The 13903-nt window shown below is 50.0% G+C and carries 15 protein-coding genes; 14 read left to right on the top strand and 1 reads right to left on the bottom strand.

All coding sequences use genetic code 11. The annotated features are described in order from the left end of the window. Window positions 1-6 precede the first annotated feature (6 nt). From FCH32_RS12215 to FCH32_RS12175, 9 genes are all read left to right on the top strand, one after another. Entirely contained in the window at window positions 7-2751 is a 2745-nt protein-coding gene (locus FCH32_RS12215; RefSeq protein WP_174360972.1) for a VirB4 family type IV secretion/conjugal transfer ATPase, read from the top strand. A 20-nt stretch (window positions 2752-2771) separates the two neighbouring features. After that, the gene (locus FCH32_RS12210) at window positions 2772-3476 is read left to right on the top strand and encodes a TrbJ/VirB5 family protein (protein WP_174361095.1); all 705 of its coding nucleotides are present in this window, start codon (window positions 2772-2774) and stop codon (window positions 3474-3476) included. An 11-nt stretch (window positions 3477-3487) separates the two neighbouring features. Further along, a complete protein-coding gene (locus tag FCH32_RS12205; protein WP_174360971.1) occupies window positions 3488-3715 on the top strand; it encodes an EexN family lipoprotein in 228 nt (75 codons plus the stop codon). Between the two features lie 10 nt (window positions 3716-3725). Next, the gene (locus FCH32_RS12200) at window positions 3726-4790 is read left to right on the top strand and encodes a TrbL/VirB6 family protein (protein ID WP_174360970.1); all 1065 of its coding nucleotides are present in this window, start codon (window positions 3726-3728) and stop codon (window positions 4788-4790) included. Between the two features lie 83 nt (window positions 4791-4873). Continuing rightward, entirely contained in the window at window positions 4874-5011 is a 138-nt protein-coding gene (locus tag FCH32_RS12195; protein WP_172725524.1) for a hypothetical protein, read from the top strand. Beyond that, on the top strand, window positions 5004-5687 hold the full coding sequence (locus tag FCH32_RS12190; RefSeq protein WP_174360969.1) for a VirB8 family type IV secretion system protein: 684 nt from the start codon (window positions 5004-5006) through the stop codon (window positions 5685-5687). Before FCH32_RS12195 ends, FCH32_RS12190 begins: the two co-directional genes overlap by 8 nt. After that, complete coding sequence (gene virB9, locus FCH32_RS12185) at window positions 5687-6586, top strand: P-type conjugative transfer protein VirB9 (RefSeq protein WP_057067599.1); 900 nt, start codon at window positions 5687-5689, stop codon at window positions 6584-6586. The genes FCH32_RS12190 and virB9 overlap by 1 nt, the downstream gene beginning before the upstream one ends. 19 nt (window positions 6587-6605) lie before the next feature. After that, window positions 6606-7856 (top strand): TrbI/VirB10 family protein, encoded by a 1251-nt coding sequence (locus FCH32_RS12180; protein WP_174360968.1) that lies wholly within the window; start codon window positions 6606-6608, stop codon window positions 7854-7856. Window positions 7857-7968: 112 nt separating this feature from the next. Continuing rightward, window positions 7969-8235, top strand: coding sequence for a hypothetical protein (locus FCH32_RS12175; protein ID WP_244958416.1), 267 nt, complete (start codon window positions 7969-7971; stop codon window positions 8233-8235). Here FCH32_RS12175 and FCH32_RS12170 read toward each other — a convergent pair. Beyond that, complete coding sequence (locus FCH32_RS12170; protein WP_174360966.1) at window positions 8166-9173, bottom strand: hypothetical protein; 1008 nt, start codon at window positions 9171-9173, stop codon at window positions 8166-8168. The two genes, FCH32_RS12175 and FCH32_RS12170, sit on opposite strands and share 70 nt — an antisense overlap. A 37-nt stretch (window positions 9174-9210) precedes the next feature. Here FCH32_RS12170 and virB11 point away from each other — a divergent pair, with 37 nt between their 5' ends. The 5 genes from virB11 (at window position 9211) to FCH32_RS12145 (ending at window position 13903) form a co-directional block, all read left to right on the top strand. Then, window positions 9211-10230 carry a P-type DNA transfer ATPase VirB11 gene (virB11, locus tag FCH32_RS12165; protein ID WP_174360965.1) on the top strand — a complete coding sequence of 340 codons (1020 nt, stop codon included), beginning with the start codon at window positions 9211-9213 and terminating at the stop codon, window positions 10228-10230. Continuing rightward, window positions 10227-10625, top strand: coding sequence for a cag pathogenicity island Cag12 family protein (locus tag FCH32_RS12160; protein ID WP_174361094.1), 399 nt, complete (start codon window positions 10227-10229; stop codon window positions 10623-10625). The genes virB11 and FCH32_RS12160 overlap by 4 nt, the downstream gene beginning before the upstream one ends. A 44-nt stretch (window positions 10626-10669) precedes the next feature. After that, a complete protein-coding gene (locus tag FCH32_RS12155) occupies window positions 10670-10972 on the top strand; it encodes a TrbM/KikA/MpfK family conjugal transfer protein (RefSeq protein WP_168978387.1) in 303 nt (100 codons plus the stop codon). Between the two features lie 47 nt (window positions 10973-11019). Then, complete coding sequence (locus tag FCH32_RS12150) at window positions 11020-11325, top strand: dpoa decarboxylase (RefSeq protein ID WP_174360964.1); 306 nt, start codon at window positions 11020-11022, stop codon at window positions 11323-11325. 706 nt (window positions 11326-12031) lie between these two features. Further along, complete coding sequence (locus FCH32_RS12145) at window positions 12032-13903, top strand: type IV secretory system conjugative DNA transfer family protein (protein ID WP_174360963.1); 1872 nt, start codon at window positions 12032-12034, stop codon at window positions 13901-13903.

The following is a 13903-nucleotide window of genomic DNA, read 5'->3' as shown; positions in this document are numbered from 1 at the left end:
TTATCTATGGCAAAGCTGCTTAAGGCAATGAAACGTCCGGCGGCACTATGGGGGGTGCCGATGGTGCCTCTACTTGCTGTCACGGGTATCACCATCATCATTGCTGTCTGGACCTCCGTCGCTTTCCTTGCCCTACTTCCGATTGAATTTCTGCTGATGAAATCGCTCACCAGGAATGAACCCATGCGGTTCAGCCTGATAGCCGTCTGGCTCAGGGCAAGAGGAAAACCTGCGGCAAACCGTCTATTTAGCGCAACTGCATTTATGCCCATTGAGCATGATGCTGTTGATATCACGGAGTTTCTCAACGTCATGAAACTGAATCAGAGTGCCACGCTCAGGAAATACATTCCGTATTCATCGCATATTCATCAACATGTCGTCCGCTCACCCAATAGTGACCTCTACTGTACCTGGGAACTGACGGGCACTCCGTTCGATTGTGAATCAGAAGAAACGCTCAATATTGACCGCAACCAGTTGCACGGACTTATCCGCTCTTTCGAGGGGATGCCGGTCACCTTCTATATCCATAACGTAAGGGAGCCATTTACCGATTCGCTACATAAGGTATCCGGCAACTCTTACGCTGATGAAGTCAGCCGTCTGTATTATGCCTCGCTGGAGGCTAACCCGTTTCGCCGTAACCGCTTGTTCCTGACTGCCTGCTACCGCCCTTTTGCCAGTCTGGAAAAAGCCGGACACCGGCGTATGAAAGACGGCCAGAAACTGAAAGAGCTTGACGGTGCGTTACAGGAGATGCTGGAAATTAAAGGTACCCTCGATACCGCTCTGTCACGCTACGCCGCACACTCTCTTGGTACGTTCAGCGAAGAACAGGCGGTATTCTCCTCCCAGTTATCTTTTTACGAGTACCTCTTGACGCACCAATGGCGTAGGATCCGCGTCACCCGTGCTCCTGCATATTCGGTCATGGGATCGGCAGCGCTGTTTTTCTCCGGGGAGTCTGGACAGATAAACCATGCCGGCGGCACCCAGTATTTCCGGGGTCTGGAAGTTAAAGAGTTCCCTGAAGAAACAGCGACTGGGATGATGGATTCGCTGCTTTATGCCCCCTGCGATTATGTCATCACACAGTCCTACACCTGCATGTCACGGGAAGAAGCCCGGAAGGCCATCAAACGCACCCGACGTCTGTTAATGAGTTCAGATGATGATGCGGTGTCACAGCGGCTTGATCTGGATGTGGCACTTGACCTGCTGACATCGGGAAAAATTGCGTATGGAAAACACCATTTTTCCATCATGGTGTTTTCCCACACGCTGGATAGTCTGGTAGCCGATACCAGCGAAATCAGCAATGCCCTGAACAACCTCGGCATTATATCGGTTCCCGCCGCGCTTTCGCTTTCAGCCGGGTATATGGCACAACTGCCCGGCAATTATCATTTGCGGCCCCGCAAGGGTGAGCTGAGCAGTCAGAATTTTGTCGAGCTGGCTTCGCTACACAATTTCTATCCCGGCAAGCGCGATAATGCGCCCTGGGGGGATGCGATGGCCTTACTGCGTGCCCCATCAGGGGATGGCTACTATCTGAACCTTCACAATACGCTGGCGGACAAGGATGAATTCAACGAGAAGAATCCAGCCAGTACCTGCATTCTCGGTACCAACGGTTCGGGTAAAACCATGCTCATGACGTTTCTGGAAAACATGCAGCAGAAATATAGCCGTACGGAGAGTTTTTCTCCCGACGCAAAAACCAAACGACTGACAACCGTTTATCTGGATAAGGATCGTGGCGCTGAAATGAATATCCGGGCATTGCAAGGCCGTTATTACCGTATTACACATGGCGAGCCCACCGGGTGGAACCCATTTTCGCTATCGCCCACGAAACGCAATATCAGTTTTATCAGTCAGCTGATGAAACTGCTGTGTACGCGTAACGGTGCGACCATCACGCCCCGCAATGAGCGACGTCTAAATGACGCCATACTGGCGGTGATCGGTAATGAACCACAGTACCGTATTCATGGGATCACCCGTTTACTGGAGAATCTTCCGGAGCCTGCGACCCGAGAAGCCCAGGAGAATGGCCTGAGTATTCGCCTGTCGCAGTGGGCGCAGGGTGGCGAGTTTGGCTGGGTGTTTGATAACGCATCAGACACCTTCGATATCAATCGCTGCGATAACTTTGGCATTGACGGCACAGAGTTCCTTGACGATGCGAATATCTGCGCACCGATCTCCTTTTATCTGCTATACCGCATTACCAGCCTACTCGACGGACGTCGACTGGTTATCTTCATGGATGAGTTCTGGAAATGGCTACGTGATCCGGTATTTAAGGATTTTGCCTATAACCGGCTGAAAACTATCCGTAAGCTAAACGGGATGCTGGTTGTAGGAACCCAGTCCCCGGCGGAGATCATCAGGGATGAAATTGCGCCCGCCGTGATTGAGCAGTGTGGGACGCAGATTCTGGCAGCTAACCCCAGTGCCGACCGGGCACACTATGTCGACGGAATGAAGTTTGAACCGGAGGTGTTCGACGTCGTGAAAGCCCTGGATCCGCAGGCCCGCCAGTATGTAGTGGTAAAAAATCAATATAGACGCGGCGACATAAAGCGTTTTGCTGCACGTGTGACGCTCGATCTTTCCGGTATCGGCAAGTACACAAAAGTCATGAGCGGCAGCGCCGACAACCTGGAAATCTTCGACTCTCTCTACCGTGAAGGGATGCAGCCCGATGAATGGCTGGATACCTACCTGGCTCAGGCACTCTGAAAACCCACAGGAGATTCATGATGAAACGGCGTTTTCATGCATTAATTATTGCGTGTGTGATCATCAACCCGCTGGCACACGCAGGTATCCCTGTTCTGGTGGATGCTGACCCACTACGTGAGCTCGAATGGCTGAAAGAGGCACAACGCTGGATACAAACAGCGCAGCATTATGAGAGCCAAATTCAGGCATATAAAGACCAGTTAGCAACGGCCACCGGTGTCCGGAATATTGTTGATTTCGTTGATCAGGCGAAGAGTCTTAAATCAGATCTGGAAAAACTGCGTAAGCCGGGTCAGACACTCAACGACCTGCTACTTTCTGGTGGCATCGCCGGGCAGTTCGATGCGCTATACGCAAAGTACCGGGTTTTCGATACGTGCAACGCGGCGCAGTCCGGAAGCTATGCCGATATCTGCAAACAACAGGTTATCAATAAGGCAATTCAGTTTGAGCAGACTGACGAGATCCAGGATCAGGTCAGCCAGACATTGGGTGAGATCAATAATCTTTCAAACCGGATTGCACTCTCTAAAGACTCAAAGGAGTCACAGGACCTTGCCAACAGTATTCAGTTGAAATCAGTGATGCTGAACACGCTCACTGATCAATGGGAAATGAGTGTGAAGGCGGCAGAAAAACGCGGGAAAGTGCTGGAGGATGAGCGTCTCAAACAGTGGAACCAGCAGCAGTTAACTGCACCAACCCCCGATTTAAACCGCTAAAGGAGTTTCACATGCGTTTATTAACCCTTTCGTTCCTGTCCATTTTATTCCTCATCATTTGCGGCTGTAGAGACGAAACCAAAACGACCCAGTGGTACAAAGATCATCCCGATGAGCTGAAACCAGTGTATGAAAAATGCCTGAAAACCGGCGATGCCTCTGAAAACTGTAAAAATGCCAATGAAGCTCATTTTCAGATTCAACAGTTAAATGCCCCTACCCCCAACCTGAATTCATAGTGAGGTTAATATGCCTGGTGGTGTATTTATCGGTGTTGAAAAACACCTGATAGGGGGAGTCACCGACGCAACAAAGGGACTGATGATGTCATACTCCGCCATGATGCTGGGACTGGCGGCAACGTCAGCGACACTTTATATCATGTGGCGTGGATACCAGAGCCTGGCAGGTAAGTTGTCCACACCCATGGAGGACGTCATGTGGGACATCATAAGGATGGCCATCATCCTGTCCTTTGTGGCCAATGTCAGCGGTTATCTCGACGGGGTCATTGACGCTATCAATGGCTTAAAAGAGGGCTTTTCCGGCAACGATAATATATGGCAACTACTGGATAGCTTATGGGATAAAGCGAAGGTATTAGGCAAAACGTTACACGACATGGATAATTCAACGTACATAAAAGACGAGGGCATCACAGCTCAATTTTATGTCTGGCTTGGGATATTCGTATTAATGACTATTACAGCCTTTGTTGCAATGATCGCAGAGGTTATGGTTTTGCTGCTCAGCATCACAGCCCCCGTATTTATCTTTTGTCTCATGTATGGCTTTTTACGTCCCATGTTTAACAACTGGCTGCAAAATATTTTCGCAGCCATATTAACGGTTCTGTTTTCTGCATTGTCGCTACGAGTGGTTGTCAATTATTTAAACTCCCGTTTAGATATTGCCACACAAATATCTGCACAATCTAATATTGTGGAGCTAGGTGCTCAGGTCTGTCTCGCTGGGGTCTGCGCGGCAATAATGGTATACCTTTCCGCAAAACTGGCCGGAGCGCTAGCCGGGGCGGGAGCCACTGTCTCCATGGAGGGACTGGCCGCCGTGGGCATAGGCGCAGCGGCGTTTGGTGCAGGGAAATTAGCCACAGGAGCGGGGAAACAGACAACCCGCACAATTCAGGACAATTTTCAGGGCTGGAGAGATGCCAGCGCAGATAAACCCGGCAGCGGCCCGGGATACAGAGCTGCTCAGGCACGTAAATATGCCATTGAGCAAATGATCGCCAGGAACGAGGCCCGACGACTGGCTAAATCAAGAGAAACAACCGTTCAGAAATTCCATCGTTAAACTTGTCATCCCTTGCATACTATTTCCGTCAATCCCCCCGGCGCTAACACTACCCTCTATCCAACCCACTGAGGAAACATCCCATGAAACGCTTGATTGCGCTGATTTTACTGTGCGCGCTTAACGGCTGTGTACAGTCTCCCCATCCCCTGGCCTTTAGTGGGCATGGCATCCCGGTAAACACGCCTCAGATGATGGCGGAGTTAAACAATCATGAGTGAACAGTCAGTCATTGCAGATTCCCGCACCTTTGAGCAGAAAATGATTGAGCGGGACAAACGCGCCACGAAGGCCGGGTTTATGGTTGGCGGCACGGGCTTACTCATTGCCATACTGGCACTCACCACTGTGGTGCTGCTATTACCGCTGAAACAGACAGTTATCGAGCTGTACGCTGTAGATAATCATACCGGACGGGTGGAACACGTCACCCGAGCGTCAAAAACGAGTCTGACAGCGGAAGAAGCTTATCAGAAGGCGATGACCTCAAGTTACGTCAGAGTGCGTGAACGCTACATTTACCCTGCCCTACAGGACGATTATTCAACGGTACAGGTTTATAACAGCCCTCAGGTTAATGATGATTATCTGGCACTTTATGCAGGAAAAGACGCCCCGGATAAGGTGTACCAGAATGAGGCCCACACCGTACATATCGACATCCTGTCTAATCAGATCACCGAAGGCACTGCCCCCGATAAAGTCGCCACCCTCCGTTACAAAAAAACTATCCGCCACCTCGCTGATAGTAGTACGCGTACAGAATACTGGGATGCCCACCTGACATTCCACTCCGACCCAAGTAAGGAAATGAGCGATACAGAGCGGGAAGTTAACCCGTTCGGTTTTACGGTGACCAGTTGGCAGGCAGATCGTGAAATCAGAGGAGCTGAATAATGAAAATTATCATCCTTTTCGCACTGGCGATGTGCGGTATAGCCTGGGGTGCTGCAATACCACAAGCAAGCCGCTACGACGCCCGTCTCCAGCAGGTTGTCTATAACCCGTTTAACGTCACTGTCGTCAATACCCGACCCGGTTTCGTAACCACGCTCATCTTTGACAATGACGAAGCGGTTATCAGTGCTAAACCAGGTTTTGAGGACGCATGGGAAGCCACAACAGACGCAAACCGGGTCAGTATCCGCCCGGTAGCCCTGATTCAGGGTGCCCCCGGAGTGGACGGTAATACAGCGCAGGTGGTCATTCCTCCCAACAGTCACGACTGGCATACCAACATGCTAATCGTTACCACTCGGCGGCTGTATAACGTCGAGCTAAACGTCATCGATGAAAAATCATCACAGCAGCCTGCTTTTCAGGTGAGTTATCGCTATCCCGATGAAGCACACGAAAAAGCGGGCCGTGAAGTCACAACCAAAGCGCGGGAACGGGAGCAGAAACAACAGCAGGCCGATATCCAGCAGGCTCTTAACGCCGCGCAGACGCCACGAAACTGGGACTATCTCAAATATCCGGGGAGCAATAGCACACGTATCGTTCCGGACTTCGCCTATGACGATGGTCGCTTTACGTTCGTGGGCTTTTCCCCAGCTAAATCCATTCCCTCTTTGACGAAAGAGCTAAACGGCCAGGAGCATGTGGTTAACAGCAGTGTCCGCAGGAAAGGCAACTTCACCGTACTGGTTATTCAGGAGGTTACCCCCCGTCTGGTCCTGCGTTCCGGTGGCGCTGTGGTCGGCCTGGAAAATCGTGGTTTCGGCAGGGTTCAGGTCGCAGATGGTGCCACAGTCTCCCCGCAAGTTGAGCGAGTGGAAAAAACCGCAACCCATTAGCAGCTGAGGAACTGTACACATGAATGACGAACATCTGCATCCTGTGCCAGATGAATCCCGATCCTGTCCGACACAGAAGGATGATGATATTGCTGCGCTTGAGCGCGAGGCCCGCGCAAAGCGTGAAGCTGTGCTTCACACCTGGCAGGATGATGACAATAACGATCCCATACAGCCGGCTGTCAATAAACTGAAAAAGCGCCAGCAGGGGAAAGCCACCGCTTTTCTGGCATTCGCTGCCGTTGCCCTGATTGCACTGGCGTGGGGGGGTAACTGGATATTCCACAATCTTCTTTGGCAGCCAGGTGAAGAAAAGCCTCAGGAAACTGTGGCCCCGGCAGATCGGACCGATTCTCGACAGCGTACCGATCTGGGTACGCACTATATCGACGCGAAAACACCAGAACCGGCGGACAACAACCCTGGTATTACGACACCCAACGGATCGGAGGCTCTGCCCGACTTAGATAAAGCCCGTTTTCTGGTGCGCCGGGAGGGTTCAGGTTCAGCGGTACGAAATCCGGTACGGACCCGGCATCAGGAAATGACGCAGGTATCCTCAGCCAGGCAGCCGTCAGGGACACAATCTTCTGATACCGGTCAGTTGCTAAACACCTCGTCGCCACAGCCGGAACAGTCCCCGACAGCGGTCCGGCGAATTCCTTATAATCCCGATCTGTACGTGCCGGAAAATACCGCTATTCCCTGCTCACTGGATTACCGTTTTGTCTCAGATCGGGCTGGAAAAATCCGCTGCACGATCGCCGAAGACATCTGGAGCGCCAGCGGTAATACAAAGCTGATAGAAAAAGGGACCACCGCCACGGGGACGTACCAGACTGGCGCAGAAACAGGAATGACGCATGGACAGGGACGCGCCTTCATCATCATCACGAAACTGCGTACCCGCCAGCCCCCTTTCCTTGATATTCCGCTGGTCGATACGAGTGCTGCCGGAGAGCTTGGCGAGGCTGGCGTTGATGGCTGGATCGACTCGCATTTCAGGGAGCGATTTGGAGGCGCATTGCTGGTCGGTATGATCCCCGATATTGGCGCATGGGCATCCAACAGCGCCGGTCAGAAAGATCGGAATACCGACTATACAGAAAACAGCCGTCAGGCTATGGCGGATATGGCACGTACTACGCTGGAAAACAGCATTAATATCCCACCGACTCTCTACAAAAATCAGGGTGAAATCATCAACCTGGTCACAGGGCAGGATATTGATTTTTCAGGCATCTACACGCTGAGGATGAAGAGTGAATAATCGAAAGTTTTTGTTTGCTGTCACGGCGACAGACATCATCGTAAGGGACGATTTCAGCAATGCTGTCGTCAACGACTTACTGTCACACCTTACCGGAATCAGAAGAATAGTCATGACATGCTATCGTGCAAGCGGCGCATTGGCAGAGCTCAGTATTGGCTCAGGTGAAGGACAAACGTTCTGTATCACCATCAGTGAAGGCCCTTTAGATGCACCGCCGTTTTCCCCGGACGATATCCGGCTGGCACATAAGCAGATATCGCTGCCTGACGTCACCGATATACTCATTCTTGTGACGACATTAGCCCGCTACGCCGGGCTTTCCCCCTCCGTCTCCACCGATGAAGATTCATCTTCCCTGCTGGAGTTCAGCTCGTAGTAAATCGCCAGTTGACGCAGCTTTGATATTTCAAGGTTGATAACGCTTTTTCCTGTGCTGTTTTCCCGCTCGGAAACAACCGGATTGAGTAGAAATATACGGAAATATCTGACGTTTTTAGTGTCCAGAATCTCATCGATATAATGACCAAACCGCCCTTTCGCCATCAGATCTTTACTGACATACAGACGAACAGGCTTCCCCTCATGTTTATCAAAGAAATTAATCAGAAAACCCCGACCATACCGATGCATTAGGGTTCCACCGCCATAGATGACGCCCGAATACGGATTAGCCAATCCACGCTGTATATGCGTTATATATTCATGTAGATAGACCTGATCATGGTGCATGATCCTGAGTCTCAACGCTCTGAACTCATCCTCAGGCAGCGTTTCTTTCGCTTCCTGCCATGTATCGATAAGTCGCTGAAGCTGGTTGGTTCGCGTGTAGCGACTCCAGCGGGGCTCTTCATTTGTCCCCGTTTTATCATCATCCCCGACCGTTTTTCTTGTGTGAACAGGTGTAACAAGCTTCACAGGATCGGATGGTTCGCCATCAGGATCATTAATTGAAGGGTCAAAGCAGTTGATATAGTCCGTCAGCTTTTGCTTTGCTTTTCGTTCTGTGAAATCAGCCTCTGACTCGTCTGGACTCCGGTCCTGATCCGCATCCTCGGTGAATTCGAGCCATTCACATCCGAACTTGTGAGGATGAGGTGAACGGAAGTGCGCAGCCTTGAATTTCTCACCATCTTCAGCTTTGACGTGATAGTTAACACCGCTAATGGTGACATCACAGTTGCGATCGCTACATGAAAAAGTGAACCGCTTCCTTTCTTCCGGCTTTCTGGAAAAAAATTCCGTTCGCGCTTCATCAATGGACAAACAGCGCCCGAGTTCATGGCAATAAGCGAACAGTACTTTCGTCTTCGACATACTCCCTCCATAAATGTATCCGATACAAGGATATCACATGAAAAACATCTCTCTCGATCGCTATACACAGCGATTTTTTGGCGATTTTATTGCTCATCCTGGACTAACAGAAATCGCCGTCAACCGCCCGGGCGAGCTATTTACCAAAATTGATGGTATCTGGGAGCTACACAGTGTTTCGCTGGATTATGAGGGGTGCTACAACTTCGCCAGATGCCTGGCAAAGCATCACGGCGACAATATTGAAGATATCAAACCGGGGCTGTCAGCCACGCTGGAATCCGGCGAACGTTGTCAGGTTATTGTCCCTCCGGCCTGTGAGCGCAACACCGTATCCATAACTATCCGAAAGCCGTCACAGGTACAAATTCCCCACCAGAGCTACATTGATGCCGGTTTTTATAACAGGGTAACAGGCGCAGAAACCACTCAGACACACGACCAGGAATTATTGGGCCTGTATACCGCCAAAGATATCCCGCGTTTCATGGAGAAGTGCGTGGAGTACGGTAAAACTATCGCAGTGGCCGGGGAAACCAGTACCGGGAAGACAACCTACATGAAGATGCTGATTGGTTTTATTCCTCGCCATTTGCGTATTACGACCATTGAAGATAATCCGGAGATCACCTTTTTTACTCATAAAAACTATGTCCATCTCTTCTATCCGTCCGAATCAGCAGATGAAAAAGGCTCGATTGTGACGCCAGCCAGTCTTCTGCGCTGGAATTACCGTATGAATCCCGACCGTATATTGTTAACCGAAGTGCGCGGTAGTGAAGCCTGGGATTTTCTCAAAATAACCGGCTCCGGCCATGAAGGCAGTATGACTTCCCTTCATGCGGGATCAGCAATAGAAGCGGTAGACGGTTTTATTACCCGCTGTTATGAAAACCCACAATGCGCCCGGCTGCCTTACACGTTTATGTTACGCAAAGTGCTGGACAGTCTGGATGTTATTGTCAGTATTGATTTAGACGGCAACGTGCGCCGGATGAATGATATCTATTTCCGGCCACTGCACCGTAATGCCTTCTTCGAGGAGATGAAAGCATAATGAAAACCATCAATATACTGTTATTTTTAATGATGCTTACCGGCTGTTCGTCACCGCCCGCACCAGTATCTGTTGAATGGGATAAATCGGGCGAGTCAGTGAATATCAGTATACCGCAATGGAATGACAACCCCGTGATTAATCCTTCCCCAGTCGTTAATGGGAAATGGTTATTGTCCATTCACTCAATGCAGTTTAACAAGACACTCTGGGCCCCCGACGTATTTTACGCGGTTGCGCATTCGACGCATATTGTTGTTGCTTCAACGTCAGGTACGGCATTCTTTACAGCAACAAGCTGGCTTCGCCAGCATGGCGCAAAAGGTGTTATTGAATATCAACCTGTCACTCAGTGCCTGACATGTAGCGATACCTATATTTATTTTTCACATTAAATATACCGATATACTGGTACAGACATTACGGTAAGGACTTCATCATGAAATACGCCACCATTGCGACGGTAATGCTGTGCATTGCCATTGTGCCCCCTGTTTATTGCTTCGCCTCTGACCCATGCGAAGTCGTGCTTTGTATGTACGGGAAAGCGACCGGAAACAGTGGAGGGAGTGAGTGCCATTCAGCTGAAAAAACTTTCTTTAATATCGTCAAAAAGAATAAACACGGATTTTTACCCGGTCATACACTGAATGCCAGAAAAGCTTTCCTCGGAGAATGTGCCAGTGCCGACCCGAAGGCGGTGAATAAAATCCTCTCCAGATTTGGCAGGCTCAGGGGATAATAAACCCCCGGCCATTATGTTAGTACGTTTTTTGGGGAGAAATAAATATGGATAAAGAAAACCTTTTTATTTCCAACATCCACTCAATGCATCATGACAGAATATCGGTCGGAGCCGTGTACAGAAAGTTCTCTGAGGACGCGAATCAGGGATGCGGCCTTTACTATGAGATCTATGAAAGTAGACTGATCAGTTTATTGCGACATCATCTTTCGCGTCTTAATGAACAGGATGCTGACAAACTCAGACGATACGCCGAAAATCAGGGAACGAAAGTCGATGATGAAACCTACCGGGAGGTATTAAAGGCTGAACAGGAATGCCGGGCTGAAATATATCGCGAACAGGTGTGAACCACCGGACATTACACTATGCCTCACAGCGCCACAGACTGACAGACGGCGGGGTTGAGGCTGGCTAATTTCTGGCTTCAATTTCGGAGAAATTGTTAAGCCGTGAAATAAGCCAGTGGAACGCGGACAGAAAATTCAATTTCGCAGAAATTGTTAATTTTCAGGCGCCGCATCCACCTGCGAACATTCGCCCACAGCGAATTAAGCAGGCCGGGGGAGCCGCAAAAATTTTGCCGCCCCAGCGAGCAAAAAGGTACGCCCACGTGCCGTTTTTTGTGGGGGGCTTGCCCCGCACACCGTCAAGCCAGGTAATATTTCCCGCCCCAGCGGGGATATTACCGATCAGGCGCGACCAACCCCTTTAAAGCAGCGTTCCCGTTTTTTGGAGCTTGCGAGAAAAAACAGGCGAAACGCGCGTCTTAAAGGGGTTGGTCGCGCGTAGCGGGCGACGGTGTGCCGCCGTTGACCCTGGGGGTTTTGGCGCGGCGTTCAGCCACGACATTACCCCCATGCACCAGGCAATAAGGGCGTCCAGCCCGCATGAAATGGCGCACGTCGTTTCGGGCCGGAAAGTCTATCTACCGGCACATGGCTGCACCGCAGCCACCTATGTTTGCACCTGCTTTCACCCCAGCTTTTCGCCCAACACCGTGGGGCGAATTGAGGGGGCGATGTCATGGGGCGAATGGCCGATAAAGGAGGCATTATGGTGTTAAATAAGCTGATCGTTTCACTATCGCCGATAGTGGACGGCATGCTGGGACTGCTCGTTTTTATGCACCAGCATCAACCTATTTTGGCGCTATTCTCGGGGCTGACCATGCCATTCTTCGCGTCGATGAAAAGCGATGAACGACTCAAAGCCCCTTTATGGAAAAAGCTGGTGATAGTTTTTTCCATACTGTGCTTTTTGTTTGGCACAATAGCGCCTGTGGTGAACGAATTATTTCAGTGGATATACCGAATAAAGATAGCCACCAGCAATACCGTCCTCTCCTGGCTGATACTGATTACCTGTACCGCAGCCGGTTTTGTTTTCCATATTCTTCTGCGCAGGGTGTTAACACCTGAACTCGATAAAGTAAAAAATCGGTTTGTCAGAAAAACCACTCTGGAAAGGGAATTACGTACTGATGTCCGAACGGTGAAATCGCTGCTACCGGAAACACTGCATTATAACCCGGAGGATTATATTGATCTGAGTAAAGGTATTTTTATCGGCATGAACAGAATGAAACAGCCGATGTACCTGCAGTTAAAAGACTGGCAAAAACAACATGCCGATATCATCGGGACCACGGGAGCCGGTAAAGGGGTAGCTACCGGGATATTACTTTATCAGAGTATTTTGGCTGGTGAAGGTGTATTTGTAATGGACCCCAAAGATGATGAGTGGGCCCCACACCTTTACCGGAAAGCGTGCGAGGATGCAGGGAAATCCTTTGCTCTAATTGACCTGAGGAAACAGGCATACCAGCTAAACCTGATTAACGATATCACCGCTGATGAACTGGAAGAACTTTTTGTCGCGGGTTTCAGTCTGGCAGAGAAAGGACAAGAGTCCGACTTTTATCGCATTGACGATCGCAAAGCAGCCCGAATAGCTGCACAATTTGTCGCCCGTAATACGACCTCAACCATTCGGGATGTGTATAACGGGGAATACGTTCAAAGTATCGCTGATAAGATAAAAGCCTTTTTCGGGAAAATTGAGGAGCTGGCCTTACTCAATGCCATCAATGCACCGACAGGATTTTCCCTCAATACAATATTTGATAACGGTGGTTGCTGCTATGTGATTGGCTCGATGCGCAACAGCAAAATTATTACCGCTCAGCGCATGCTGCTGGTTCGCCTGTACCAGCTGGCAGAGAGGCGCGACCGGGTAAACCACACACCCCGCCCTATTGCTATTTACCTTTCCGAACTGAAATACCATTTATCCAAGCCTGCGCTGGAAGGCTTAGGTGCGGCACGGGATAAAGGTGTACACATTATTATGGACCACCAATCCATTGCCGATTTAAAAGATTGCCCGGCGGATTTGAAAAGCGATGCCGTAGTGGGTGCTGTCGTGGAGAATGCCAAATTCAAGCTGGTTTATCGTGTCATGGATCCTGATACCGCTGAATGGGTGGCAAGGATGTCGGGCACCATATTAGTCGATGATGAGGTCCGCAAAGCGAAAACAGATGCGGTACTGACAGAGACAATCGATAGAGAACGCACCATCAGGCAGGCCGAGCGTTTCTTTATCGACAGTAATATGGTGTTGAACCTGCCTGATTTTGTCAGTTTTATATTCACCACCAAAGCCCTCCCCTCTGCTTCACTGATTTCTCCTATCAGGGTTAAAAAAAGGGAACTGGCGATCTGTGCCGTATCGCCCGCTGTTGCCGCCACCGCAGCAAGAGTCAACATTGCCCTGAATTTTGACGAGGAAGAAATGTCATCCGGACCGTCATCAACATCAGTTATCACGACAACACAACCCGATCTCTTTTTTGACAAGCCGGACGAGAAACACACAACAACAAGTGCAGGTAAAGAGGATCATCCCTCGTTACTGAACTTTTAG

Source organism: Citrobacter gillenii, from assembly GCF_013337685.1.
In the GTDB taxonomy this organism is placed as follows: domain Bacteria; phylum Pseudomonadota; class Gammaproteobacteria; order Enterobacterales; family Enterobacteriaceae; genus Citrobacter; species Citrobacter gillenii.
The sequence above is the reverse complement of the archived record's forward strand: the minus strand, read 5'-3'. Positions and strand labels throughout refer to the sequence as shown.